Here is a 23,890-nt window from a genome sequence, read left to right as displayed (position 1 = left end):
CATCCAGCCGAAGCTGAATCGAGGTTATTTGGCATTTGACAAGTGCACGCTGTTGAGTTCTCAAGGATCGGACGCTCCCCCGACCCAGTCATCACAACCAGGCCCGAAGGGCAACTTCTCAATCTTATCTGTGCCATTCAGGCTGTCAAATCGACACGCCGTGAGGCTCAGAACCAGATCTGCAGCTCGGGGCTCAAGGCGCCGAGGCAACTTCACTAGCTTATCCGTTCCGGAGTCGCTGTCAAATCGACCGCATCTCCGAAGTGGAAGCTCCAGGTCAGACAGAAGTGTGTCTGCGATCTTCTCCGAGGAGGTGATCGAGTGGAGGTGGTTCTCCGCTTGAGGGGGGTAAGGCTCTCGGCCTCTCCGCTTCCCTGTGGGGCGAACAAGTAATAAGTTACGCGGGATCCGGGGATCGGGCAAATCATGGCCGACCGCCGGGCGTGTCGCCTCCGCACTGCCCGAATCACTCAGCCCTATAGACAGAAGAAGACCCCCCGAGCTGGGCTCGGGGGGTCTTCCTCTGTCGGTGGACCTAAGGGGATTCGAACCCCTGACCTCCTCGATGCGAACGAGGCGCGCTACCAACTGCGCCATAGGCCCTGACGTCTTCTACGCTATCACGCTCGTAGAGGGCATCGTGTCGAGCGGTCACCCTGCGGCGCGCTTGGCCAGCAGATCGCGGACGTGCGCCTCGATCTCCGCGTCGTCGACGTATCCCATCCGCGCGAACGGCGATGCCGCGGCCGGCTTCTGCGCCGGAGCGACGGGGGCCGCCGGCATCTGCACCGGTGCGGGCGGAGCCATGCGCTCGGCACGTTCGCGCAGCTCCGCGAGGCGAGCCGCCGAACGTCGCTGCTCCTGGGCATCCATCTCGGCGCGCGCCGCCTGGGCACGGGAACCGGTGACCGACACCAGGGGTTCGGGAAGAGGACGAGGCGTCCAGGTCGCGCGCCCCTGATCGTGCAGCGGCGGCTGTTCGCGGGCGACGGGCTGCTCGACCGTGCGCACCGACCGTCGAGCTGCACGGGCAGCGACCGACGACATGCGCTGCAGCACCAGCGCGGAAGCGAGCATGACACTCCCCCCCGCCCAGAGCAGCAGCTGGGTCTGGGTCGCGATCAGCTGCCACACACCGAGCCCCGCCAGGGCGAGCCCGAGCAGCAACGCGGAGGTCGCAGCGATCCGCACCCGGCGACGCGCCCGCGCCTGGCGGACCGCAGGGTCGGCTCTGGTCGCTGCGAGCTGCTCGCGAAGGAGTGCCAGTTCGGCCGCCTCCCTCTCCGACTGGACGCGCTTGGCGAGCTTCTGCTGCGCGAGCGCGGTGCGGGCGGTCAGTTCGAGACGGACTTCGCCGGGAGTCTCGCTCGTCTCGGCGAGGACGCGCAGCGCCTGATTGAGGCGGACCGCGTTGCGCTCGGCGGCGTCGTACTGGAAGCGTCCGCGCCACGACGGCAGCAGATACAGCATCCACAGGAGCACGGCGACGAGGACTATCACTCCCCCGCTCAGCACCGGCCCGTCCATGTCGACAACGGTACGGGAACATCACCTGCCGCGACGCTCAGTACGGGCGTGTGTCGCGACGAGATCTGCGCGTGAGGTACGGCTTCAGATCGCGAGCCGGTCGCCCGGCGGGATCGTGGCGGCATCCGGCGGGACCTGCCCGTTCAGCCAGCGCGCGAGGACCCCCTGGGGCACGTCCTCCTTCGTCAGCGCGAAGGCGTAGTGATCGCGCCAGTCCCCGTCGATGTGGATGTAACGCCGGCGCAGCCCCTCATATCGGAACCCCAGCTTCTGGACCACGCGCAGGCTCGCGGCGTTCTCCGGTCGGATGCAGATCTCCATGCGGTGCAGCGCATACTCCGTGAAACAGGCGTCCGTGGCCAGTGCGACGGCGGTGGGAGTGATCCCCTTGCCGGCGAAGCGCTCGCTCACCCAGTAGCCGATGGTCGCCGAGCAGAGCGAGCCGCGGGAGACGCCCCAGACATTGAGCTGTCCCGCGATCTCGCCCTCGTACTCCATGACGAAGGGGTAGCCGGCACCGTCCCGGTACTGCTGGAGCAGACGTCGGATGCTCAGGCGCATGTCGAACGAGACCGACCCGTAGGGCACGGTCGCCTCCCACGGCTGCAGCCAGGAGCGGTTGCTCAGCAGCTCATGCTGCAGCGCCCGCGCATCCCGTGAGCGCACGAGGCGCAGCTCGATAGGACCGTGCCGCATCCCCGTCGCCTGATCCATGCCAGCGTTCCGACGCCGCGATGACGCCTAGAGGCGTTCCGCGAACTCCTTCAGCCACGGACGGAGCTCGGGTCCGAGATCGTCGCGGTCTGACGCCAGCTGGACGATCGCCTTGATGTAGTCGACGCGGTCACCCGTGTCATAGCGACGGCCACGGAAGATCACGCCGACGACTCCGGGGCCCTCGGGCCGCGCAGCCAGCTCCTGGAGAGCGTCCGTCAGCTGGATCTCGCCGCCCTTTCCGGGCTCGGTGCGCTCGAGGACCTCGAAGATCGAGGCGGGAAGGACGTAGCGCCCGATGATCGCGAGGTTCGAGGGAGCATCCTCCTGGGCTGGCTTCTCGACCAGTCCGGTCACCCGCACGGCATCCGATCCGTCGATCTCCTCGACGGCGGCGGCTCCGTACATGTGGATGTTCGCGGGGTCGACCTCCATGAGGGCGATCACCGCGGACCCGCTGCGCTCGTGCTCGGCGATCATCTCGGTGAGCAGCGGATCGCGCTCGTCGATCAGGTCGTCTCCGAGCAGCACGGCGAACGAGCTGTCTCCGACGTGCGTGCGGGCGCGCAGCACCGCGTGACCGAGGCCCTTCGGCTCGCCCTGGCGCACGAAGTGGATGTCGGCCAGGTCGCTGGAGTGGATCACGCGCTGCAGACGCCCGGTGTCGCCCTTCTCCATCAGCTTGACCTCGAGCTCGGGAACCGAGTCGAAGTGGTTGGAGATCGCGTTCTTGTTGCGGCCGATGATGACGAGGATGTCCTCGATGCCGGCCGTGGCGGCCTCCTCGACGACATACTGGATCGCCGGCTTGTCGACGACCGGCAGCATCTCCTTCGGCATCGCCTTGGTCGCGGGGAGGAATCGTGTTCCCAGTCCTGCGGCGGGAATGACAGCCTTGATCTTCTGAGCACCCATCCTCACAGCCTAGTGGGGATGCCGCCGTAGACTCGGAGGCATGGCGAACGACGTGGAGCACGAGAAGCGGGCTCTCCGCGCCGAGCTGCGGGAGCGCCGTCAGCTGCTGAGCGACGCGCAGCGCGAGGACGCGGCGGCGGCTCTGACGAGGCGTCTGGACGGACTCGTCGATGAACTCGGAGCCCGATCCATCTCCTGCTTCCTCTCCACCACGACCGAACCGGGCACGCGGGACTTCGTGCGCTCCGCCGTCCGCCGCGGCATCCGCGTCCTGCTCCCTGTCACGCGCTCCGACGGCCTGCTCGACTGGGTCGTCGCCACCGATGACGACGACGACATCGCCGAGGGGATGTTCGGCCTCCCTGAGCCCACCGGCGAGGTGCTCGGCCCGATCGCGGTGAACGACGTCGACCTGATGCTGATCCCCGCCGCGGCCGTGGATCGCACCGGGATGCGCATGGGCTGGGGTCGCGGCTACTTCGACAAGACCATCGGCTCGATGCAGAAATGCCCGCCCGTCTACGCGGTCATCTATGATTCCGAGGTACTCGACTTCCTGCCGAGGGAAGTGCACGACCAGCCGGTCACCGGCGTCGTGACCCCCACGCAGACCCTTCTCCTGTCGCCCACGCGGCGCTGACATCACGAGGACCGCAATGCCCACCTATGCCTATGCCTGCCGTTCCTGCGGCCACGCCTTCGACGCCGTGCAGAGCTTCTCCGACGACGCTCTCTCGGTCTGCCCCGAGTGCGGAGGCGAGCTGCGCAAGCAGTACGGTTCCATCGGCGTGACCTTCAACGGCTCCGGCTTCTATCGGACCGACTCGCGGTCGTCGTCCGCCGGTTCGTCTCCGACCCCGGCATCATCGAAGACGGAGTCGACGACGAGCGCGAAGCCCGCGCCCGCGACGACGTCCACCTCTTCCTGACGCATCACCCCACCTCCGGAGGCTCCCCCATGCTCAAAGGCTTCAAAGACTTCATCCTCCGCGGCAACATCATCGATCTGGCCGTCGCGGTCGTCATCGGCACCGCGTTCACGGCGATCGTCACCGCCGTGGTGAACAGCATCATCAACCCGCTCGTCGCCCTCTTCTTCCAGGCGGACGCGACGGGCCAGTTCGGTCCGTCCGTGACCAACATCTACGGCGACAAGGTCGTCTTCCCGCTGGGAGATCTGATCTCGGCGATCATCAGCTTCCTCTCCGTCGCCCTCGTCGTCTACTTCGTCTTCGTGCTGCCGATGAACACGTTCAAGGCCCGCGTCGAGGCTCGCAAGGGCACCCCTGCCGAGGAGCCGCAGGAGGAGCCGGCCGCCGCGACCGAGGCGGAGCTGCTCGTCGAGATCCGCGACCTGCTGGCCAGGAACGCACGCAGCTGATCCTCCCGATCCTCAGCAGAGGGGCGCGGTCCGAATCCGGATCGCGCCCCTCTTCTCGTCCCGCTCAGTAGTGCGGGGGAACGTCCTGCATCAGCCGGTCGTCGTTCGGGCCCTTCGGCCCGCTCTTCTCGGCAGACCGGGCCGGAGTGCGCGGATCGGGTGACGCGGGCACGCGCGACGCGTCCTTCGCGGCGCTCTCCGGATCGGTGTCAGTGCCGGGGACCGGCGTCAGGCGCGCACGTCGACGACCGGGGACCCGCACGACCTGCTGCCGCGGAGTCCTCTGCTCGGACTCGGCGGATTCTTCAGTCATGCTGCGGATCGTCGAGATCGATCGGCTGCGTGTCGTTGTCGGCCCGCACCGCGGAGGCCGAGATGCCCAGCACCCCCGCGATCCGCGACGCCGCGGTCACCGGGTCGCTGTACAGGTCGAAGGCGTGCACGCGGACGTAATGCCAGCCGAGCCGGCGCAGCACGTGCGGCCGAAGACGCAGGGTCTCCCGCAGCGACTCGCCCCGCGACTCGGGGTCGGACTCGATCACGACCGCCTTGCCGCCGTGCTGCGCCACGAGCGGCAGCAGGCCGCGGTAGTCCACATCGACCGCCGCACCCAGTCGCCGCAGCTCCCGCGCGAGCGCGAGCGTCAGCGGGTCGGCGAGGTCCTCGAGACGCGCGTCGCGTCCTCGTGCGGCGAGACCCCCGAGGATCGACATGAGGGTGGCGGCACCGTGCTCGAGGCGCCCGTCGTCGAAGGCGGACGGGCGGATCGACGAGACGATCACCATGGAGCGGCGCGCACGCGTCATCCCGACCGTGAGCAGGCGTTCGCCATCGGGTGTGGAGAGATCGCCGAAGTCGCTGAGCACGCGTCCGTGCTTGGTGAGGCCGTAGCCGAGCGAGAAGATGACGCGGTCGCGGCTCTCGGCGACGGACTCCTCGAGCGTGAGCACGGCGAAGGGCTCGGCGGTGTCCCGCCCGACGAAGTCCGCGACGTCGGACCGCCCGGCGAACGCAGAGGTGACGGCGGCACGCACCCGCTCGGCGTGCCGCCTGCTGGCGGTCACCACCATCAGCGATTCGTCCGGCCGGTGGATGGCGTGCTCGACCACGAGCGTGACGACGCGCGCGACCTCCGCCTCCGGGCTCTCGACGGCGCCGGAGATCGGATCCGGTGCACCGGTGCCGCCCTCGACGTAGTCGACGGTGAGGCTTCCGCGGCCGAGGTACGAACCGGCCCACGGCAGGGACACGATCTCGCCGCCGTAGAAGGCGTCGTTGATGAGCTCGGCGAGATCCTCGCCACCCGCGCGGTAGCTGCGGGTCAGCGTCATCACCGGCAGGAGCTCGGACAGCCGCTCGAACACCGAGGTGTCGTCGAAGGGCACCTCGTGCTCCCACGTCTCACCGGGATCGACGGCGACGTGGAACGGCGTCGGACGCTGGGTGACCGGATCGCCGAAGGCGACCACCTGGCGCGCGCGACGGATCGCGGGCGCGGCCTCGGCGAGATTGATCGCCGCGGCGTCCACGAGCAGCACCGTGTCGAACTCGACGGACTCGGGGATGTCGGGCACCAGGTACGGGGAGGAGATCCACACCGGCGCGAGCACGCCGACGAGGGTGGGCGCCGAACTCACGATCTCGGCGGTGGACGTCGTCGGCTGCTTCAGAGCTCGGCGGAGGTGCTGGGACTCCTGCGGTTCATCGACGATCGCGATCTTCCACTGGTTCGCCAGCTGCCAGGCCAGCAGCGGGCCCGCCATGGCCGCGTGCGCTTCGTCGACGAGGCGGAAGTCCCGCTCGAGGCGGTCGACGACGGCCGTGTTCGCGCCGAGCAGCGCGCGGTCGTCCTGCAGCGCACGCTCGAGCAGCGTCTGCCACCACGCGAACTCCAGCTCGTCGCCCACTCGGTTCTCCGCGACGTGGCGCACCGAGAGCTCGGCGAGCAGCGGCTCGAGGCCGAGGTCGGCGAGGCGGTCGCGCAGCTGCGCGCGCTCGACGAGGTTGTCGAAGACATCGGACTTCGCCGCGAGACCCGCGAGAGTGCGCACGAGGCGCGCGACGGGAAGGGTCGACAGCGGCTCGCGGCGGCCCAGCGCGGCATCGAGCTCCGCCAGTTCCGCCGACACGCGCTGCCACGACGAGTAGACGTCGGCGAGGCCGAGCGGCACCTCGGGCGCGACGCCGGCATCCACGTACCGCTGCCACTGGGTGCGCTGGGTCTGGATGCGCAGCAGCGCCTCGTGCATCTCGGTGACGTGCACGCCGGGGCGGACGTATTCCTTGGCGAGGCGGCGCAGACGCCGCCTGTTCGCACCGGAGAGGCCCGGCGCGTCCCGACGCGAGCCGTGCGCCTGGATCAGCTCGCCCAGCGGGCGTTCGAACACGGTCGGGCTGAAGCGGTCGAGGGAGTCGCGGATGCCCTGCAGGAGACGCAGGTACTCCCCGAGCTCGTCGATCGTCGAGAAGGGCCGCATGTGGGTCTGCGCGATCAGCGCGTATCCCCGCTCGAGGAGCGCGGGCACCGAGTCCGAATGCAGTCGGCCCGCCAGCTGGTGCGCGGCCTTCGCCGCCTCCGTGCTCGAGAACGTGACGCCGTACCAGGGCGAGTCGTCGGGGCCGAAGCGGAACTCCCCGAGCCGTGCGGCCTGCGCGAGCGCCGAAGCCGCCGACGAGCGATCATCGGCGAGCCGCCGGAGGGTCTCGGGGCTCAGGCGCGCGGTGGTCGACGGAGGATTCGGCAGCGACGCGAGCCTGGTGAGGTGACGGGTCGCATCCAGCACGGATGCCGTGGTCCCGGCGACGGGCGCGGTCAGCGCCTGACGGTAGTCGCGCAGCACGGTGCGCAGCCGCACCAGCGCGTCGTCGACGTCGCTCACCTTGGGTGCGGTGGCCTTCTCGTTGCGACCGATCGCGCGTACGAGGTCGCGTCGGGCACTCGCCGGCGACACGGCCAGGCTGTCGAGGCCGATGCCCGCCAGACGGTGACGCACGCCGTCGAGGGTCGAGCGACGCGCGGAGACCACGAGCACTCGTCGTCCGTTGCGCACCAGCTCGCCCAGCGCGTTGATCACGGTCTGCGTTCCGCCCGTACCGGGCAGCGTCGCGACCGTGAGCGAATGCCCTGCGGCGATCCTCGCGAGGACGGCCTCCTGCTCGGCATCCGCATCGAGGAGGAGGTTGTCGGATGCCGGTGCTCGGTCGTCTGGTCCGGTGTGATGCGGCTCGGGGCGTCGGCGGGAGACCTCTTCACGATCGCCGACGTGGCCGGCGAGGGCGTTCAGGACGACGTGGTCGAGGTTGCGTGTGTCGCGAGCCATCGCACCGCCGACGTCGGCGAAGGTCGAGACCACCAGACGCGGCAGCACAGTGAACGTGTCGATGGAGCGGGTCGTCGCCCGCAGGCTGTCGATCACGGGCTGCGGCTTGAAGACGCCTCCGTCGTACGCGAGTGCGGCGAGCGCCGTCGCGTCGATCGTGATGCCGAAGTGCTCGCGCGCGATGCGCACCAGCTCGGGGTTGACCTCGAAGGCCCCCTGCAGCTTGAGCTCGAAGTCGGAATGATGACGGCGGATGGCGAGCGGCCGCAGCAGCACGGGGGCGGCGAAGTCCGCACCGCCGATACGCCAGCCCGCCACGCCGACCGCGAGGTGCACGGCCTCGATGCCGCGGACCGTGCGCAGCTCGGTGTTCTTGGCGGTGATGCGCTCGGCCGCGAGGCGCGCGGTTCGCAGGCCCACCTCGTCGCGGAAGAGGTTCGACAGCAGCGTCGACTTGCCGGTGATGAACTGGGGCAGGCTGCCCGGGTGCGCCTTGGAGATGTCGATTCCGGACTCGACGGTGTCCCGGAAGGTCACCAGAGGCGAGGATCCGCCGAGATCGGCTGCTTCCGCGCGCAGCCGGGTCCGCTCGGCTTCGGCCGCATGGCCCATCCCGACACCGGAGGCCGGATCGTGCAGGTCGCCCAGGGTCACCGAGGCATCGGTCGCTGCCTCGTCCGCAGCCTTTCCTTCACGTCGCCACACCCTCACACACTAAGCGCGCCTCGCGCCGGCGACGGTATCCCGGGCGGGTTTCACCGTATTTCCGCCCGTCGACGCGACGATCCCGACGCATCCCACTGCTCCTGCACGCGGGGGACGGAGCGACGCCCTCTCCCCCGTTGCCGCGATCGCCGTCCTCGCGGCTGCTCGAGGCCGGTCAGTATGGAGGCATGACGTTCCGCTACGACTTCGCTCCGACTCCCTTCGGAGACGCCCTCGCCGTCTTCTCGGACGAGGGCATCGTCCGCTTCGACCTCTCGGAATCGGACGACCCATCGGTCCCCTGGCTTCTCGAGAACGTCTCCCGCCAGCTGCACGCCGTCCCCGAGCCCGACCCGGGAGCCGCGGACGACCTCGTCGCCCTGCTCGACGAGTACTTCGACGGAGAGCCCGTCCGCTTCCACGAGCACCTCGCCCTGGATTGGCGCCTGAGCGAGGGCTTCTCCCGCACCGCGCTGCAGACCATCACCACGATCGCCTGGGGGGAGACGCTCAGCTACGGCGAGGTCGCCGCACTCGCAGGGCACCCCGGCGCGGCCAGGGCGGTCGGCACGGCCTGTCGGCTGACGCCGTTCTCGATCATCGTGCCCGTGCATCGCGTCGTGCGCTCGGACGGCTCAGCCGGGCACTACGGGGCGCACCCGGAACGCAAGCGGTTCCTGCTCGACCTCGAGTCGGGCCGCTGACCGCGGCCGCGCCCGTCCGGGCGGCGGACGCGATCGTGATGTGGTGCGGCTGCACCACGACGACGTGGACCCCGACGAGTAGGCCGTCGGGGTCCACGCGGCGTCACGTTCCCCTGCGGGGAGCGGGCGCGATGCGGATCAGTGATCCACTGCCTTCTCTGCACCGAATCCGGTGAGCGAACGCACCTCCATCTCGGCCGCGAGCTGCGGGGATTCCTTCGTCCGACTCGTGATGGTGCCGAGCCAGCCGAGGAAGAATCCGAGCGGTATCGAGACGATGCCCGGGTTGTTCATCGGCCAGAGGACGATGTCGATCCCGGGGATCATCGAGGTCGGCGACCCCGAGAACACCGGCGACAGCACGATCAGGATGATCGCGGCCGCCAGCCCGCCGTACATGCTCCACACCGCTCCGCGTGTGTTGAATCGACGCCAGAACAGCGAGTACAGGATCGTCGGGAGATTCGCCGACGCCGCGACGGCGAAGGCGAGTGCGACCAGGAAGGCGATGTTCTGCCCCTGGGCGCCGATGCCGCCGACGATCGCCAGGATCCCGATGACGACGACCGTGCGTCGTGCGACCCTGACCTCGCCGTTGGGGTCGGGCTCGACCGCGTTGCCCGCCGCATCCCTGCGCCCCTTCTGGATCACGTTCGCGTAGATGTCGTGCGCGAACGACGCGGCGGCCGTGATCGTGAGTCCTGCGACGACCGCGAGGATCGTCGCGAACGCGACGGCCGAGATGAAGCCGAGCAGCACCGGTCCGCCCAGGTAGAGGGCGAGCAGCGGAGCCGCCGAGTTCGGACCACCGGGTGCCGCCGCGATGACGTCGGCGCCGACGAGCGCACCCGCGCCGTATCCCAGCACGAGCGTCAGCAGATAGAAACCGCCGATGAGCCAGATGGCCCACACGACCGAACGCCGGGCCTCTTTGGCGGTCGGCACCGTGTAGAAGCGCATCAGCACGTGCGGCAGACCTGCCGTCCCGAGCACGAGCGCCATGCCGAGCGACAGGAAGTCCCACGGATTGGCCCCGTACTGCAGACCGGGTCCGAGGATCGCCTCGCCCTTGTCGGAGTTCGCCACCGCTGCCTCGAGAAGCGTGTTGAGGCTGAATCCGTTGATCGCGAGCACCCAGATGGTCATCGCGATGGCACCGCCGATGAGCAGGAAGGCCTTCACGATCTGCACCCAGGTCGTGCCCTTCATCCCACCGATCAGCACGTAGACGATCATGAGCACGCCCACCACGGCGATCACGATCGACTGACCGATCCTGCCCTCGATGCCGAGCAGCAGCGAGACCAGACCGCCCGCACCGGCCATCTGCGCGAGCAGATAGAAGAAGCAAACGGCCAGGGTCGTGATCGCCGCCGCCATCCGCACCGGACGCTGCTTCAGTCGGAACGACAGCACATCGGCCATCGTGAACTTGCCGGTGTTGCGCATCAGCTCGGCAACGAGGAGAAGGGCGACGAGCCAGGCGACCAGGAACCCGATCGAGTAGAGGAATCCGTCATATCCGTTGATGGCGATCGCCCCGCAGATGCCGAGGAACGATGCGGCGGAGAGATAGTCGCCGGCGATCGCGAACCCGTTCTGAGGGCCCGTGAACGAGCGTCCGGCGGCGTAGTAGTCGGCCGCCGTCTTGTTGTTCCGGCTGGCTCGGATCACGATGAAGAGCGTCACAGCGACGAACGCCGCGAAGATCGAGATGTTCAGGACGGGATTGCTCTCGACGGCCGGCTGCTCCGTCGCCGCGTGCAGGATGTTCATGCGTCTGCCTGCCCCTTCTCGAGCTCTTCGCGGATCTCGGTGGCGATGGGGTCGAGCTTCCGATTGGCGAAAGCGACGTATCCCATCGTGATCGCGAATGTGGTCACGAATTGTCCGAGTCCCATCAGCAGCCCGACAGTGATGTCGCCCCAGACACGCTGCGACATGAACTCGGTCGCAAATGCGGCCAACAGCACATAGACGAAATACCAGATCAGGAAGAATGCGGCGAGCGGGAAGATGAAGGAGCGCTGTGTCTTCTTCAATTCTCGGAATCGTGGCGATTCCTCGACGGCGATGTAGTCGATCGCTCCCGTCGAGTCCGCCGTTGAATGGTCGGTCATGGGGCCTCCTTGCCTCATGGTCTACGGCTCGCCCGCACCTGCCGGGCGAATGATAGGGTCGACGCTACGAAACGGGGAACAGTGCCGTCACCCCCGAAAGTAGGTAGTCGTGAGCGCACCGACCGAGATGGAATCCGAGACCGAGCTCGTCACCCGTGCGGTGCGCGAGCTCGCTCAGCGCACGCGCTTCCCCATCGCCTTCGGAGGACTGATCGACGAGGGCGTCGTCAACGTCACGAGCATCGTCGGCAATCGCACGCACAGCCTCGACGGCCTGCGAGTGAAGCCGGAGCGCGGTCTCGGCGGACGCGCGATCATGGAACTCCGCCCGCGGATGACGAACGACTACGGCTCGTCGCAGCAGATCACCCACGACTACGACGTGTACATCCTGGGCGAAGGCATCCGCACGCTGCTCGCCCTGCCGATCGTGGTGGGCGGACGCCCGAGGGGAGTGCTCTACGCCGGCACGTGGGAGCAGACGCCGGTCGGCGGAGTCACGACCGCTCCCGCGATGCAGGTGGCGCAGTCGGTCGCCGACGAACTGCGCATCCGCGACGAGGTCGATCGGCGCCTGCGGGCGGCTTCGCCCGGGACGGAGTCCGTCGCTCCCCGGCACCGTGAGGACCTGCGCGAGAGCTTCGCCGAACTCCGCAGCATCGCGGCGTCAGTGGACGACGTCGAGCTGAGATCCCGCATCGCCCAGGTCGAACGCCGCCTCGTGACTCTCGCCGAGCACACCGCCGGCCCGACGACCGCACCCATCCCGACGGTCCATCTCTCGCGCCGTGAGACCGACGTGCTGGCCTGTGCGGCTCTGGGCGCGACGAATGCCGAGATCGCCGGGCAGCTGGGGCTGCGTGAGGGAACGGTGAAGGCGTATCTCGGCACCGCCATGTCGAAGCTGGACGCCTCCACCCGCCACGCCGCAGTGGCGAAGGCGCGACGCGCCGGCATCCTTCCCTGACCGACCAGGCCCCCTGCTGCACAGGGCCCTATTGCACAGGCCCTGCTCAGCGCGGATCGCTAGCATGGGTACCGGTCGGCGAACCCCGACCCCGGACGAGGCAGACCAGTACCCGGTGAGCGCAAAGACTGGTCCGAAAGGACCATCATGTCGTGGATCGTGCTGATCGCATCCGGAGTCCTCGAAGCCGTGTGGGCCACCGCCCTCGGCAAGTCGGACGGACTCACCAAGCTCTGGCCGAGCGTCGTCTTCGTCGGCGGACTCGTGCTGTCGATGATCGGCCTGGCCTTCGCCATGCGCGAGATCTCCACCGGGACCGCCTACGCGGTCTGGGTGGGTATCGGAGCGACATTGACGGTCGTCTGGGCGATGGTCACCGGCGACAGCGATATCTCCTGGCCGCGAATTCTGCTGCTGCTCGGACTGGTCGGATGCATCGTGGGACTGAAACTCATCGACCCCGGTCACGAATAAATTGTCACTATTCGCCTTTGTCGGGGTAATGTCAGTCATATGGCGAGACGAATTGTGCACCAGCTGGTAGACGACATCGACGGCAGCATCCTCGAAGTGGGTGAAGGCGAGACCGTGCATTTCTCGCTGAATGGCGCATCCTACGAGATCGACCTCAACACGGAGCACGCCGAAGAACTGCGCGCGGCACTCGAGCCCTATATCTCCGCAGGTCGTCGCGCCGGCTCCTCGGGAGCAGCACGCTCCGCGTCTCCGCGCAAGCGTCCTGGCCGCAACCCCGAGGTCGCCGCGATCCGGGCGTGGGCGAACGACAACGGCTACTCGCTCTCCGAGCGGGGCCGCATCCCGGCTCCCGTCGTCGAGGCGTACAACGCCGCACACTGATTCTTCACGCACGCCGCACGGGCTCACACACGCTGAGCTTCGCGCGCTGCGGGATCATTCGGGTGCGGTGACTCCGGCCTGCGCCCACGGCTCGTCGCGCAGCGTGATCTCCTCGGTCATGTCCGACAGGAAGCGGATGACGATGTCGCGCTCTTCGGGAGTGAGCCGCGCAGCCGAATAGAAGCGCTTGGCCTGCTGCCTGCCGACCGTGTCCATCGCCGCCTGCCGGGTCTCCGTCGTGATGCTGATTGCGAGCGCGCGTCGGTCGGTCGGATGCGGCGCCCGCCGGATGTGTCCGCCCTTCTCGAGGCGGTCCAGGAGCTTGGTGGTCGAGGCGGTGGAGATGCCGAGGTGCGTGGCGATCCCTCCGGGAGTCGCCGTCGCCCCCTTGTTGGCGCACACGATCAGATAGTGCAGCGCCTTCATGTCGCTCTCGTTCAATCGCATGTATCGACGTGAGGCGAGTGAGAGCTTCTGCTCCGCGTCGCGCAGGTCACCGAGCGCGCTCATCACCCTCGCGATCTGGCGGAGATCCTCGGGCGCGACGCCCGAGCGGTCGATCAGGGTACTGCGAGGGTCGCTCGACTCGACGTCGTAGATCGCCGAGTGAGCGAGACCGTCGGGCGACAGCTCGCCTCGCCGTGAGAGCACATCCGACGCGCCATGAGCCCGGGGGCTGGCGTCAGATCCGTTGTCCATGCCATCATGCTACACACCATTGGATTCATGTTATGTTGATTATTAGCTAAGCTAGCGAAATCAAGGAGGTTCCCCCGATGGACGAGGTCACCCTCCTTTCTCCGGACGGAGTCGCCATCGGCGTGCAGGCGAAAGACGCCGTGCACACGACCGACACCCCTCTTCACCTGGCGTTCTCCTGCCACGTGCTCGACCAGGACGGTCGGCTCCTCGTCACCCGCCGTGCGCTGTCGAAGCGCACCTGGCCGGGCGTCTGGACCAACAGCTTCTGCGGTCACCCTCGCCCGGGCGAGGACATGATCGAGGCCGTGCACCGCAGGGCGCGATTCGAACTCGGACTGCAGATCGCCGATGTGACTCTCGTGCTCCCCGACTATCGATACCGCGCCGTCGACGCGAGCGGCATCGTCGAGAACGAGATCTGCCCCGTCCACGTCGCCAGAGCGGCAGGGCCCCTCTCCCCCGATCCCGACGAGGTCGCCGAATGGGCCTGGGTCGATCCGACCGAGTTCGCCGACTCCGTCACCGGGGCCCCTTTCGTCTTCAGCCCCTGGCTCGTCGAGCAGCTTCCGCATCTGCGGGAGCTCGGGGCGGTCTGATCGTGACGCAGACCGCGCTCCGTCAGGACCTGAGCACTCGCGTCGAAGAGGTGCTCCGCGAGCGGTTCGCACTCCACTGCACGAATGCCGAGGCGTACGGCCCCGAGTTCGCCGCGCTCTGGCGCGCCGGCGCCGACCTTGCCCTGGGCGGCAAACTGGTGCGTCCGCGGCTGCTCCTCGACATCCATCGCGCACTCGATCCGGATGCCGGCGACGCCACGCTCACCGCCGCCGTCGACATCGCCACCCAGATCGAGCTCCTGCACTACGCCTTCCTCCTCCACGACGACGTGATCGACGGAGACCTCACCCGCCGCCAGCGACCCAACCTGATCGGCGCGCTGGCGGCCGGGACCCCCGGCGTCTCGCAGCAGGACTCCCTGCACTGGGGCCGATCGAGCGCCATCCTCATGGGCGACCTCATCCTGTCCGCCGCGATCCTGGGCTTCGCCAGAGCCGACGTGCCGCAGGAGACCCGACTGCGTCTGCTCGAGCTGGTCGAGCAGACGATCGTCGAGACGGTCGCGGGGGAGCACACGGACGTGGCCCTCAGCCACGGGATCATCGCCTCCGATGTCGAGACCGTGCTCAGCATGAGCGTCTACAAGACCGCCACCTACTCGTTCTCGCTCCCGCTGCGCGCGGCCGCACTGCTCGCAGGCTCCTCGCGATCGGCCGAGGAGACCCTCCAGACCGTCGGCCGACACCTCGGTCTCGCCTATCAGCTGCAGGACGATCTGCTCTGCGTCTTCGGCGACCACCGCACCCACGGCAAGGACGCGTACTCCGATCTGCGAGAGGGCAAGGAGACGGCGATCATCGCGTTCGCCCGATCGACGAGCGCCTGGACGCGGATCGAGGCCCGTTTCGGTGCGCCCGATCTCAGCCTCGCCGACGCCGCCGGCATCCGGGATCAGCTCCGCGAATGCGGGGCCGAGCGGTTCGTCGTGGGCCTGATCGGCGACCAGCTCGACGCCGTCTACGCGCTGCTGACGGAGGCGGAGCTCGCGGGCGAGATCAGCTCCGATGCCGCACGCTCGATCCTCGTCTCCGCGTCCCGTCTGGAAGGACGTCAGGCATGACCCCGACCCCCTCTGACACGCCGGAGGAGAGCCTCGGTCGATTCAGCAGAGCCGCCGACACCGCCTCCACGGAGGTCATCCGCACCTACTCCACCTCGTTCGGGCTCGCGACGCGCCTGCTCGGCGAGCGGCATCGCCAGCACATCCGCAACATCTACGCGATGGTGCGCATCGCCGACGAGATCGTCGACGGCGTCGCCGCGCAGGCCGGCCTCGACCCCTCGGCCCAGGAGGCGTCGCTCGCATCGTACGTGTCGGCGACGCACCGGGCGATGCAGGCGGGATACAGCACGGACCTGGTGCTGCACGCGTTCGCCCGCACCGCCAGGGAATGCGGCATCGGAGAGGACCTCACGCAGCCGTTCTTCGACTCGATGGGCGCCGACATCGCGGACTCGACGGACTTCACCGCGTACGACGCCGATGCGCACGAGCGGTACGTCTACGGGTCGGCTGAAGTCGTGGGGCTCATGTGCCTGCGGGTCTTCCTCAGGGACGAGCAGCGCACCGCCCGAGAACAGGAGATCCTGACCCACGGAGCCAGGCAGCTGGGAGCTGCCTTCCAGAACGTGAACTTCCTGCGCGATCTCGCCGACGACACCGACCGCCTGCAGCGCGGCTACCTCGGCGGTGCCGACCGACTCACGGATGCCGACCGTGACGCCTGGGTGCGCACCATCACGACACAGCTCGACGATGCGGCCCGATCGATCCCCCTGCTGCCCAAGGATGCTCGAGCTGCCGTCCGCAGTGCGCACGCGCTGTTCGGCGCGCTCACGAGACGGATCGCGAAGACTCCGGCCGCGGCCCTCTACCAGCGGCGCGTCCGCGTGCCGGATCCGGTGAAGGCCCTCCTGGCGGCACGCTCGGTGCTGGTGACGTCCCTGGAGCGGGACCGATGAGTCGCGTCGTGGTGATCGGCGCCGGCGTCGCCGGACTCGCCGTCGCCGGCCTCCTCGCGCGCGACGGACATGACGTGACGGTGTACGAGAAGAACGACAGGGTGGGCGGGCGCGCCGGCACGATCGAGCGCGACGGCTTCCGCTTCGACTCCGGCCCCTCGTGGTACCTGATGCCCGAGGTGTTCGACCACTTCTTCGCGATGATGGGGACCTCGACCGAGGAGCAACTCGACCTCACGCTCCTGGATCCCGGTTACCGCGTCTTCCAGGCTCCTGGCGCTGACGGCGACGCCTCTCCCTCCGTGACGGTGCCCACCGGACGCGCTGCGGTCGCGCAGCTGTTCGAATCACGCGAGCCCGGCGCTGCGGCGGCTCTGGACACCTACCTCGACTCGGCGCACGACGCGCGAGTCATGGCCGAGCGGTACTTCCTGTACAACCCGTTCACGCGCCTGCGCACGCTGATGACCCCGGAGGTCCTGCGGGCACTCCCCCGACTCTTCACGCTGCTCGGCACGCGCCTGCAGTCGTTCGCCGCCCGACGCTTCCGCGATCCCGTCATCCGTCAGCTCCTCGGGTATCCAGCGGTCTTCCTCGGCACCGATCCGCGCACCGCTCCGGCGATGTACCACCTGATGAGCGCGCTCGACCTGGACGAGGGAGTCAGCTACCCGCAGGGCGGGTTCTGGCGGGTCGTCGAGCGCATCGCCGCGATCGCTCAGGAGGCGGGAGTCACGATCGTCACGGGCGCCGACGTCACCGCGATCCGCACGAGCACGGCCTCGGGCACCGCGACAGCCACCGGCATCCAGTGGCGCGATCCGCAGGGCGTCGCGCATTCGGAGGAGGCGGACATCGTCGTCTCCGGTGCCGATCTGCACCACACCGAGACGAGTCTGCTGCCGGCCGATCTGCGCACGTACCCCGAGTCCTGGTGGCAGCGGCGTACGAGCGGACCGGGTGCGGTGCTGGTCATGCTCGGCGTGCGCGGCTCCCTTCCCGAGCTGCCCCATCACTCGCTGTTCTTCACCGAGGACTGGGATGCGAACTTCGATGACATCTTCGGAGCCTCGCCCCGCATCCCCTCACCCGCGTCGATCTACGTCTGCCGACCGAGCGCGACCGACGCGACCGTGGCGCCGGAGGGACACGAGAACCTGTTCGTGCTCGTGCCGATCCCGGCTGACACCTCGCTCGGCTCCGGCGGCTCCGAGGGCGCGGGATCCCCGACGATCGAGCGCGCCGCGGATGCCGCGATCGATCAGATCGCGAGCTGGGCAGGCATCCACGATCTGCGGGAGCGGATCGTCGTGCGCGAGACCAAGGGGCCGGCCGACTTCCTCGACGACTACAACTCGTGGCGGGGCGGGATGCTGGGCCCCGCCCACATCCTGTCGCAGAGCGCCATGTTCCGGGCGCAGAACCAGTCGCGTCGGGTGTCCGGCCTGTACTACGCCGGTGCCACCACCGCGCCCGGCGTCGGTGTGCCGATGTGCCTGATCAGCGCCGAGATCGTGCTGAAGCGGATCCGAGGCGACCACTCGAGCGGACCGCTCGACGTCCCCGCGAAGACGCCGACGACGAGCGGGGCGGCGTGATGGGTTTCGTATACCTGGCGCTCCTGCTCGCGACTCTCGGCTGCATGCTGCTCCTCGACCGGCGGTTCCGTCTGTTCTTCTGGCGCGACGCGGTGACGGCGACCGTCGTCACTCTCGTCGGTCTGGCCTTCTTCCTGGTCTGGGACATCGCCGGGATCGCCGGCGGGATCTTCTTCCGTGGCGAGGCTGCCGTCGCCACCGGGATCGTGCTCGCCCCCGAGCTTCCGATCGAGGAACCGGTGTTCCTGCTGTTCCTGGTCGTCTGCACCATGATCGTCTACACGGGTGCGGTGCGCGTGCTGTCCCGCCTCCGCGGGCGATCCTCCGCAGAGGTGCGCCCGTGACGTACATCGAGCTCTCCGCCTGGTTCGTCGGGGCCGCCGCGGTCGTCGCGATCGTGCTCTCGATCGCCACCCGCCACCGCCCTCGCCTCGCCGCCATGAGCGTGACGATCGTCGTGCTGTTCCTCCTGACCGCCGTCTTCGACACGATCATGATCGCGACGGGCCTCTTCCACTACTCCCCCGACCACCTGCTCGGCGTGCACATCGGCCTCGCGCCCCTGGAGGACTTCGCCTACCCGCTCGCCGGCGCCATCCTGCTGCCGGCGCTGTGGGTCGCTCTGCGTGGCCGCCGCCGTGGCCGCGAGAGCGCCGCCCCCGACGACGGAGGTGCCTCGTGACCTCCTCCCCCCGCGGCACGCTCGGACAGGACCTCGCTCAGATCGTGCTGTCGTCACGGCCGATCAGCTGGATCAACACCGCTTTCCCGTTCGCCGCCGCGTACCTGCTGGCCACCCGCGAGATCGATCCGACGCTCATCATCGGAACCCTGTACTTCCTCATCCCGTACAACCTCGCGATGTACGGCATCAACGACGTCTTCGACTACGCCTCCGACCTCGCGAACCCTCGCAAGGGCGGGATCGAGGGGGCGCTGCTGTCCCCGCGCATCCACCGCGCGACCCTGTGGGCTGCGGCGATCACGAACGTCCCGTTCCTGGTCTACCTCGTGATCGTCGGGAATCCCGCATCCTGGATCTGGCTCGCTGTCAGCGTCTTCGCCGTGATCGCGTACTCGGCCCCCGGCCTGCGCTTCAAGGAGCGCCCCTTCCTCGATTCGACCACGTCGAGTCTGCATTTCGTGACGCCGGCGATCGTCGGCCTCGCACTCACGCAGACGGAGGTGTCCGTCACTGCGGTCGTCGTGCTGGTCGCGTTCTTCCTCTGGGGCATGGCCGCCCACGCCTTCGGCGCCGTGCAGGACATCGCGCCGGACCGGGAGGGTGGCATCGGGTCGATCGCCACCGTCATCGGAGCGCGCGCCACCGTCCGGCTGTCGATCGGCCTCTGGACCCTCGCGGGCATCGCCATGCTGTTCACCAGCTGGCCGGCGCCTCTCGGCGCGGTACTGGCCATCCCCTACATCGTGAACGCCGCCCCCTGGTGGAACGTCACCGACGAGACGTCCCCCGGCACCAATCGCGCCTGGCGGCGCTTCATCGCGCTCAACTACTTCGCCGGATTCCTCGCGACGATGATCCTCATCGTCGCCTGGATCTCCTGAGCATCCGCGTCACCCGACCCCCCGTCATTCCCGAGAGGAACCCGATGTCCAGCCCTGAGCACGCGCCCATCCCGCCGACCCGCGAGCGGACGCGTCGACACTCCTGGGTCCGAGTCCTCATCCCGGTGGCGCTGATCCTCGTCTGGCTGGTCGGCGCGGGACTCGGCGGTCCGCTCTTCGGCAAGGTCGACGAGGTGTCCTCGAACGATCAGACCAGCTACCTGCCGGAGTCGGCCGACGCGACCCAGGTGCAGAAGCTCCTCGGGGAGTTCAATGACAGCGATGCGATCCCGGCGATCGCCGTCTTCGTGGCCGACGACGAGCTGTCCGAATCGGATCTCCAGGCGATCACGGATGCCGTCGCCGACTCCCCTGACGTGGAGGGCGTGAGCCCCGACGTCTCCCCGGCCCTCACCTCGGAGGACGGTCAGGCCGTGCAGGCGTTCATCCCGATCGAGGGAGATGCCGAACTCGCCGACGCCATCGAGGCTCTCGGCACTCAGCTGCGCGACGCCGCCCCCGACGGCGTGACGGTGTACATCACCGGTCCCGCCGGATTCAGCGCCGACCTCGTCGCCGGTTTCGCCGGCATCGACGGGCTGCTCCTGGGGGTGGCACTGCTCGCCGTCCTCGTGATCCTCGTACTCGTGTACCGCTCCTTCCTCCTGCCGCTCGTCGTCCTGTCCACGAGCCTCTTCGCGCTCTGCGTCGCCCTGCTCGTGGTGTGGTGGCTGGCGAAGTTCGAGGTGCTGCTGCTCAGCGGGCAGACCCAGGGCATCCTGTTCATCCTCGTGATCGGAGCGGCCACCGACTACGCGCTGCTGTTCGTGGCACGGTTCCGCGAAGAGCTCCGTGTCGTCCAGGACAAGGGCACGGCCGTGCTCGCCGCGTGGAAGGGCTCGTTCGAGCCGATCGTCGCCTCCGGCGGCACCGTGATCGCCGGACTGCTGTGTCTGCTGCTCAGCGACCTCAAGTCGAACAGCACGCTGGGCCCGGTGGCCGCGATCGGCATCGTCTTCGCCATGCTCGCGGCCCTCACCCTGCTGCCGGCCCTGCTGCTGCTCTTCGGTCGCGCGGTGTTCTGGCCGCGACGTCCGAAGTTCGAGCCCGCTGTCGTCGCCGAGGAGCACGGCATGCGCACGACGGGTCTGTGGGCCCGTCTGGCCGGCCTCATCACCAAGCGTCCGCGCATCATTTGGATCGTCACCACACTCGTGCTGCTCGCCGGCGCGGCCGGAGTCCTGCAGCTCAACGCCGTCGGCGTTCCCCAGTCCGATCTCGTGCTCGGCGCCTCCGAGGCACGCGACGGACAGGTGGCGCTGGGCGAGCACTTCCCCGGCGGCTCGGGAAGCCCGGTCTACGTCGTCGTCGCGGAGGACCGGATGCAGGATGCAGTCGACGTGCTGCTCGCCGACGACGGGATCGACGGCGTCTCGGTCACCGCCTCGGATTCACCGAGCGGATCGGCGCCCGTCACCGAGGACGGGATCACCGCAGTCGGGCCCCCCGGAACCCCGGCACCGGAGCCCACCGTGGTCGACGGCGAGGTACTGCTTCAGGGGACCCTGACGGATGCCGCCGACTCCGACGCCGCAGCGGCGACCGTCCGTGACCTGCGCACCCAGCTCGACGAGGTCGATGCCGTGGTCGGCGGTGTCACGGCGACCGCGATCGACACGAACGACGCGTCGATCCACGATCGCAACCTGATCATCCCCGTGGTCCTCGTCGTCATCATGCTGATCCTGATGATGCTGCTGCGCTCGATCCTCGCACCGGTGCTGCTGATCCTCACCACCGTGCTGTCGTTCGGCACCGCGATGGGCGTCTCGGCGCTGGTCTTCAACGGCGTGTTCGACTTCCCCGGCGCTGATCCGGCCGTCCCGCTCTACGGGTTCGTCTTCCTCGTGGCGCTCGGCATCGACTACAACATCTTCCTGATGACCAGGGTGCGCGAGGAATCGCTCGAGCACGGCACCAGGGAGGGTGTGCTGCGCGGACTCTCCATCACCGGCGGCGTGATCACCTCTGCCGGTCTCGTCCTCGCGGCGACGTTCGCCGCGCTCTCGGTCATCCCGATCCTGTTCCTGGCGCAGCTGGCGTTCATCGTCGCCTTCGGAGTCCTGCTCGACACCTTCGTCGTGCGGTCGCTGCTCGTGCCGGCGCTCGCCTACGATCTGGGCCGCGTGATCTGGTGGCCGTCGAAGCTGTGGCGCAGCGGTCGCGACTGAGGGGGTGCCCTCGACTGGATTCGAACCAGCGACCTGCCCTTTAGGAGAGGGCTGCTCTATCCTGCTGAGCTACGGGGGCGCGGGTTCCATTCTAGAGGACCCTGCGCCCCCTCCTTCTGCTCAGGCGGCGAGGGCGAGGTAGGGCTCCCAGCGTGGATCGCTGCGCTCGGTCCCTCGCACCGTCCAGGCGGTGCCGTGCGGCGGGCGGGGCGAGAAGCGCAGCTCCCACCGCATCTCCTGCGGGGTGCGATCGCTCTTGGTGTTGTTGCAGCGCAGGCAGCACGCGACCAGGTTCTCCCAGGAGTCGGCACCGCCGCGCGAGCGGGGCATCACATGATCGATGGTCGATGCCGCCTTGCCGCAGTAGCCGCAACGGTGGTTGTCCCGACGCAGCACCCCTCGCCGGGTCACCGGCACGCGACGACTCGCAGGAATGCGCACATAGCGGGAGAGGACGATGACGGCCGGACGGTCGTAGACCCCATGGCTCCCCCAGACGGGGTCATCCTCGATGCGCTCGATCACGGTCGCCTTGTCATTCATGACCAGGACCAGGGCTCTCTTGAACGACACGATCGCGAGCGGTTCGTATCCTGCGTTCAGTACAAGTGTGCGCATCGTCATCCTCTCGATCCGCCAGGACGGCTTCCCGGCACTCTCGACTCACACGACGCCGCGCAGAGCAGAAGCGCTCGCGGGGACGAAAAAGGCGCTGTCTACAGACAGCGCCTCATGCGCACGGCGGAACCGTGCACTCCCTGCGGACGATGCAGAAGGACATGACGACCGAGGGCATCCATGGTTCGGATGCTCGATATTCGCTCCATCTGCTTCTCCCGTCTGTACGACGACGGGTTCAGGCTAACCCATCAGCAGCACAGCGGGGTCAAACTGCGGGTGAACGCACGAAGGCGTGTCCGCGGGGAACGACGAGGGGCGAGCGATCAGCCCGCGTCGAACATCGAGCGATCAGCCCGCGGTTGGCACCGAGCGATCAGCCCGCGTTGGCACCGAGCCAGGCGATGGGCTCCATCAGGCCGCCGTTGACCCAGACCTCGAAGTGCAGGTGGTTCGCGGTCGAGCGACCGGTGCTGCCGACGAAGCCGATCAGCTGACCGGCTGCGACGGTCTCGCCGGCCTCGACCTGGCGGGAGCCGTAGGTCATGTGACCGTAGGTGGTCTGCACGCGCTGACCGCCCACAACGCTGTCGAGCATGACGCAGACGCCGTAGCCGCCGATGTTCTCGGCGGAGGCGCGGACGACTCCGGCGGCGGCGGCATAGATCGGCGTGCCGGCAGGGGCGAGCATGTCTGCTCCCTGGTGGGCTCCGCCGACGGTGCGGCTGACGTTGTAGGAACCCTGCGGCAGCGGATAGCGGACCTCGCCAGAACCGGGAGACACGAGGGCGTAGCTGCCCATGTCGAAGTTGCTGGATGCGGTCGCGGTGGTCGAGGAGGCAGCGGCCTTGGCACGGGCTGCGGCGGCCTCTTCGGCCTTCTTCTTCTCGATCTCGTCCGGCGTGGTTGCGGTGAACGTGCCGCGGCTGAGCGGAGCGGCCGCGGCATCCGAGGCGACGACGAGCGACTGGGCGTCGACGGCGGCCATCTGCTGAACCGTCGTGGCCGACTCGGCCGGCTTCGTGGCTGCGTAGGCGGGCAGCGCGACGGCGGCGACCAGGGCACCGACGGCCCCGAAGATGGCGATCGAACGCAGAGGCTTGACGACCTTGCGTGCATCCACCCGCGCACGGGAGGTGCGGGCGACTGCTCGATCTTCAGTTGTCTTCGCGGGCTTCTCGATGTCTGTGGCCAAAACTTAGTCCTCCTGCGCCTGCACGCTCGGGTAGCGCTGGCTCGTCGGCACTCTGCTCTCGTGGCACGTATGTAGCTCGGGTACGTTGTGCGGTCTGACCGGGAGGTCGACGAGCCTGGAAGGCGGATCCTCTCGGGTGTCGTCAGCGGGCTTCTTCGACGACTCGTCCGAGGTTACCGGAAGATAACG

At 68.5% G+C, this 23,890-nt stretch carries 25 protein-coding genes, 2 tRNA genes and 1 riboswitch; of the genes, 15 read left to right on the top strand and 12 right to left on the bottom strand.

Features of this window, described 5'->3' with window-relative positions:
- Positions 1-530: 530 nt before the first annotated feature.
- From ACESK8_RS13695 to galU, 4 genes are all read right to left on the bottom strand, one after another.
- Positions 531-603: transfer RNA gene (locus ACESK8_RS13695), tRNA-Ala, on the bottom strand.
- A gap of 48 nt (positions 604-651) precedes the next feature.
- Entirely contained in the window at positions 652-1,527 is an 876-nt protein-coding gene (locus ACESK8_RS13690) for a hypothetical protein (protein ID WP_372969110.1), read from the bottom strand.
- A gap of 84 nt (positions 1,528-1,611) precedes the next feature.
- The gene (locus tag ACESK8_RS13685; protein ID WP_372969113.1) at positions 1,612-2,223 is read right to left on the bottom strand and encodes a GNAT family N-acetyltransferase; all 612 of its coding nucleotides are present in this window, start codon (positions 2,221-2,223) and stop codon (positions 1,612-1,614) included.
- 45 nt (positions 2,224-2,268) lie between these two features.
- Entirely contained in the window at positions 2,269-3,156 is an 888-nt protein-coding gene (gene galU / locus ACESK8_RS13680; RefSeq protein WP_060926644.1) for a UTP--glucose-1-phosphate uridylyltransferase GalU, read from the bottom strand.
- 40 nt (positions 3,157-3,196) lie between these two features.
- Between galU and ACESK8_RS13675 the strand changes: the two genes are divergently transcribed.
- Genes ACESK8_RS13675 through mscL form a run of 3 tightly spaced genes read left to right on the top strand, consistent with a single transcriptional unit; the run spans position 3,197 to position 4,537 of the window.
- On the top strand, positions 3,197-3,796 hold the full coding sequence (locus ACESK8_RS13675; RefSeq protein WP_372969109.1) for a 5-formyltetrahydrofolate cyclo-ligase: 600 nt from the start codon (positions 3,197-3,199) through the stop codon (positions 3,794-3,796).
- Between the two features lie 16 nt (positions 3,797-3,812).
- The gene (locus ACESK8_RS13670) at positions 3,813-4,085 is read left to right on the top strand and encodes an FmdB family zinc ribbon protein (protein ID WP_372969108.1); all 273 of its coding nucleotides are present in this window, start codon (positions 3,813-3,815) and stop codon (positions 4,083-4,085) included.
- 29 nt (positions 4,086-4,114) lie between these two features.
- Positions 4,115-4,537 carry a large conductance mechanosensitive channel protein MscL gene (mscL, locus tag ACESK8_RS13665; protein WP_372969107.1) on the top strand — a complete coding sequence of 141 codons (423 nt, stop codon included), beginning with the start codon at positions 4,115-4,117 and terminating at the stop codon, positions 4,535-4,537.
- Positions 4,538-4,601: 64 nt separating this feature from the next.
- On the opposite strand, the gene ACESK8_RS13660 is transcribed toward mscL, so the two are convergent.
- Positions 4,602-4,850: a hypothetical protein gene (locus tag ACESK8_RS13660; RefSeq protein ID WP_372969106.1), complete on the bottom strand. Its 249-nt coding sequence runs from the start codon at positions 4,848-4,850 to the stop codon at positions 4,602-4,604.
- Positions 4,843-8,562, bottom strand: coding sequence for an AAA family ATPase (locus tag ACESK8_RS13655; RefSeq protein ID WP_372969105.1), 3,720 nt, complete (start codon positions 8,560-8,562; stop codon positions 4,843-4,845). Before ACESK8_RS13655 ends, ACESK8_RS13660 begins: the two co-directional genes overlap by 8 nt.
- A 188-nt stretch (positions 8,563-8,750) precedes the next feature.
- Between ACESK8_RS13655 and ACESK8_RS13650 the strand changes: the two genes are divergently transcribed.
- Complete coding sequence (locus ACESK8_RS13650; RefSeq protein ID WP_372969104.1) at positions 8,751-9,266, top strand: methylated-DNA--[protein]-cysteine S-methyltransferase; 516 nt, start codon at positions 8,751-8,753, stop codon at positions 9,264-9,266.
- 138 nt (positions 9,267-9,404) lie between these two features.
- On the opposite strand, the gene ACESK8_RS13645 is transcribed toward ACESK8_RS13650, so the two are convergent.
- Together ACESK8_RS13645 and ACESK8_RS13640 are read right to left on the bottom strand one after the other, a co-directional pair.
- Positions 9,405-11,042 (bottom strand): cation acetate symporter, encoded by a 1,638-nt coding sequence (locus ACESK8_RS13645; protein WP_372969103.1) that lies wholly within the window; start codon positions 11,040-11,042, stop codon positions 9,405-9,407.
- Positions 11,039-11,386 carry a DUF485 domain-containing protein gene (locus tag ACESK8_RS13640; RefSeq protein ID WP_372969102.1) on the bottom strand — a complete coding sequence of 116 codons (348 nt, stop codon included), beginning with the start codon at positions 11,384-11,386 and terminating at the stop codon, positions 11,039-11,041. Before ACESK8_RS13640 ends, ACESK8_RS13645 begins: the two co-directional genes overlap by 4 nt.
- Positions 11,387-11,495: 109 nt before the next feature.
- Between ACESK8_RS13640 and ACESK8_RS13635 the strand changes: the two genes are divergently transcribed.
- The 3 genes from ACESK8_RS13635 (at position 11,496) to ACESK8_RS13625 (ending at position 13,211) form a co-directional block, all read left to right on the top strand.
- The gene (locus ACESK8_RS13635; RefSeq protein WP_372969101.1) at positions 11,496-12,353 is read left to right on the top strand and encodes a LuxR C-terminal-related transcriptional regulator; all 858 of its coding nucleotides are present in this window, start codon (positions 11,496-11,498) and stop codon (positions 12,351-12,353) included.
- A gap of 69 nt (positions 12,354-12,422) precedes the next feature.
- A riboswitch (guanidine-III (ykkC-III) riboswitch) is annotated at positions 12,423-12,490 on the top strand.
- A 10-nt stretch (positions 12,491-12,500) separates the two neighbouring features.
- Entirely contained in the window at positions 12,501-12,827 is a 327-nt protein-coding gene (locus tag ACESK8_RS13630) for a multidrug efflux SMR transporter (protein WP_372969100.1), read from the top strand.
- 39 nt (positions 12,828-12,866) lie between these two features.
- On the top strand, positions 12,867-13,211 hold the full coding sequence (locus ACESK8_RS13625) for an Lsr2 family protein (protein ID WP_372969099.1): 345 nt from the start codon (positions 12,867-12,869) through the stop codon (positions 13,209-13,211).
- Between the two features lie 54 nt (positions 13,212-13,265).
- Here ACESK8_RS13625 and ACESK8_RS13620 read toward each other — a convergent pair whose 3' ends face one another.
- On the bottom strand, positions 13,266-13,910 hold the full coding sequence (locus ACESK8_RS13620) for a MarR family winged helix-turn-helix transcriptional regulator (RefSeq protein ID WP_372969098.1): 645 nt from the start codon (positions 13,908-13,910) through the stop codon (positions 13,266-13,268).
- 77 nt (positions 13,911-13,987) lie between these two features.
- Between ACESK8_RS13620 and idi the strand changes: the two genes are divergently transcribed.
- From idi to ACESK8_RS13580, 8 genes are read left to right on the top strand one after another with little or no spacing between them, the layout of a single operon-like run.
- Positions 13,988-14,509 carry an isopentenyl-diphosphate Delta-isomerase gene (gene idi / locus ACESK8_RS13615; protein ID WP_372969097.1) on the top strand — a complete coding sequence of 174 codons (522 nt, stop codon included), beginning with the start codon at positions 13,988-13,990 and terminating at the stop codon, positions 14,507-14,509.
- A 2-nt stretch (positions 14,510-14,511) separates the two neighbouring features.
- A complete protein-coding gene (locus ACESK8_RS13610) occupies positions 14,512-15,591 on the top strand; it encodes a polyprenyl synthetase family protein (RefSeq protein ID WP_372969096.1) in 1,080 nt (359 codons plus the stop codon).
- Complete coding sequence (locus ACESK8_RS13605; protein WP_372969095.1) at positions 15,588-16,493, top strand: phytoene/squalene synthase family protein; 906 nt, start codon at positions 15,588-15,590, stop codon at positions 16,491-16,493. The genes ACESK8_RS13610 and ACESK8_RS13605 overlap by 4 nt, the downstream gene beginning before the upstream one ends.
- Complete coding sequence (gene crtI / locus ACESK8_RS13600; protein WP_372969094.1) at positions 16,490-18,091, top strand: phytoene desaturase family protein; 1,602 nt, start codon at positions 16,490-16,492, stop codon at positions 18,089-18,091. Before ACESK8_RS13605 ends, crtI begins: the two co-directional genes overlap by 4 nt.
- Positions 18,091-18,435, top strand: a complete 345-nt coding sequence (locus tag ACESK8_RS13595) for a lycopene cyclase domain-containing protein (protein ID WP_372969112.1) — start codon at positions 18,091-18,093, stop codon at positions 18,433-18,435. Before crtI ends, ACESK8_RS13595 begins: the two co-directional genes overlap by 1 nt.
- A complete protein-coding gene (locus ACESK8_RS13590) occupies positions 18,432-18,773 on the top strand; it encodes a lycopene cyclase domain-containing protein (protein WP_372969093.1) in 342 nt (113 codons plus the stop codon). Before ACESK8_RS13595 ends, ACESK8_RS13590 begins: the two co-directional genes overlap by 4 nt.
- Positions 18,770-19,657 carry a prenyltransferase gene (locus ACESK8_RS13585; protein ID WP_372969092.1) on the top strand — a complete coding sequence of 296 codons (888 nt, stop codon included), beginning with the start codon at positions 18,770-18,772 and terminating at the stop codon, positions 19,655-19,657. Before ACESK8_RS13590 ends, ACESK8_RS13585 begins: the two co-directional genes overlap by 4 nt.
- 44 nt (positions 19,658-19,701) lie before the next feature.
- The gene (locus tag ACESK8_RS13580; RefSeq protein ID WP_372969091.1) at positions 19,702-21,888 is read left to right on the top strand and encodes an MMPL family transporter; all 2,187 of its coding nucleotides are present in this window, start codon (positions 19,702-19,704) and stop codon (positions 21,886-21,888) included.
- 5 nt (positions 21,889-21,893) lie between these two features.
- On the opposite strand, the gene ACESK8_RS13575 is transcribed toward ACESK8_RS13580, so the two are convergent.
- The 3 genes from ACESK8_RS13575 to ACESK8_RS13565 form a co-directional block, all read right to left on the bottom strand.
- A tRNA-Arg gene (locus ACESK8_RS13575) sits at positions 21,894-21,967 on the bottom strand.
- A gap of 41 nt (positions 21,968-22,008) precedes the next feature.
- Positions 22,009-22,506 (bottom strand): HNH endonuclease, encoded by a 498-nt coding sequence (locus tag ACESK8_RS13570; RefSeq protein ID WP_372969090.1) that lies wholly within the window; start codon positions 22,504-22,506, stop codon positions 22,009-22,011.
- Positions 22,507-22,882: 376 nt separating this feature from the next.
- A complete protein-coding gene (locus ACESK8_RS13565) occupies positions 22,883-23,629 on the bottom strand; it encodes a M23 family metallopeptidase (protein WP_372969089.1) in 747 nt (248 codons plus the stop codon).
- Positions 23,630-23,890: the final 261 nt, after the last annotated feature.

The organism is Microbacterium sp. (assembly GCF_041641055.1).
Taxonomy (GTDB): Bacteria; Actinomycetota; Actinomycetes; order Actinomycetales; family Microbacteriaceae; genus Microbacterium.
The sequence above is the reverse complement of the archived record's forward strand: the minus strand, read 5'-3'. Positions and strand labels throughout refer to the sequence as shown.

Bases quoted from the DNA above. Each gene is read 5' to 3' on its own strand.
- ACESK8_RS13690 (WP_372969110.1), bottom strand. From the start codon at position 1,527: ATGGACGGGCCGGTGCTGAGCGGGGGAGTGATAGTCCTCGTCGCCGTG.
- ACESK8_RS13685 (WP_372969113.1), bottom strand. From the start codon at position 2,223: ATGCGGCACGGTCCTATCGAGCTGCGCCTCGTGCGCTCACGGGATGCG.
- galU (WP_060926644.1), bottom strand. From the start codon at position 3,156: ATGGGTGCTCAGAAGATCAAGGCTGTCATTCCCGCCGCAGGACTGGGA.
- ACESK8_RS13675 (WP_372969109.1), top strand. From the start codon at position 3,197: ATGGCGAACGACGTGGAGCACGAGAAGCGGGCTCTCCGCGCCGAGCTG.
- ACESK8_RS13670 (WP_372969108.1), top strand. From the start codon at position 3,813: ATGCCCACCTATGCCTATGCCTGCCGTTCCTGCGGCCACGCCTTCGAC.
- mscL (WP_372969107.1), top strand. From the start codon at position 4,115: ATGCTCAAAGGCTTCAAAGACTTCATCCTCCGCGGCAACATCATCGAT.
- ACESK8_RS13660 (WP_372969106.1), bottom strand. From the start codon at position 4,850: ATGACTGAAGAATCCGCCGAGTCCGAGCAGAGGACTCCGCGGCAGCAG.
- ACESK8_RS13650 (WP_372969104.1), top strand. From the start codon at position 8,751: ATGACGTTCCGCTACGACTTCGCTCCGACTCCCTTCGGAGACGCCCTC.
- ACESK8_RS13645 (WP_372969103.1), bottom strand. From the start codon at position 11,042: ATGAACATCCTGCACGCGGCGACGGAGCAGCCGGCCGTCGAGAGCAAT.
- ACESK8_RS13640 (WP_372969102.1), bottom strand. From the start codon at position 11,386: ATGACCGACCATTCAACGGCGGACTCGACGGGAGCGATCGACTACATC.
- ACESK8_RS13630 (WP_372969100.1), top strand. From the start codon at position 12,501: ATGTCGTGGATCGTGCTGATCGCATCCGGAGTCCTCGAAGCCGTGTGG.
- ACESK8_RS13625 (WP_372969099.1), top strand. From the start codon at position 12,867: ATGGCGAGACGAATTGTGCACCAGCTGGTAGACGACATCGACGGCAGC.
- ACESK8_RS13620 (WP_372969098.1), bottom strand. From the start codon at position 13,910: ATGGACAACGGATCTGACGCCAGCCCCCGGGCTCATGGCGCGTCGGAT.
- idi (WP_372969097.1), top strand. From the start codon at position 13,988: ATGGACGAGGTCACCCTCCTTTCTCCGGACGGAGTCGCCATCGGCGTG.
- ACESK8_RS13605 (WP_372969095.1), top strand. From the start codon at position 15,588: ATGACCCCGACCCCCTCTGACACGCCGGAGGAGAGCCTCGGTCGATTC.
- crtI (WP_372969094.1), top strand. From the start codon at position 16,490: ATGAGTCGCGTCGTGGTGATCGGCGCCGGCGTCGCCGGACTCGCCGTC.
- ACESK8_RS13595 (WP_372969112.1), top strand. From the start codon at position 18,091: ATGGGTTTCGTATACCTGGCGCTCCTGCTCGCGACTCTCGGCTGCATG.
- ACESK8_RS13580 (WP_372969091.1), top strand. From the start codon at position 19,702: ATGTCCAGCCCTGAGCACGCGCCCATCCCGCCGACCCGCGAGCGGACG.
- ACESK8_RS13570 (WP_372969090.1), bottom strand. From the start codon at position 22,506: ATGCGCACACTTGTACTGAACGCAGGATACGAACCGCTCGCGATCGTG.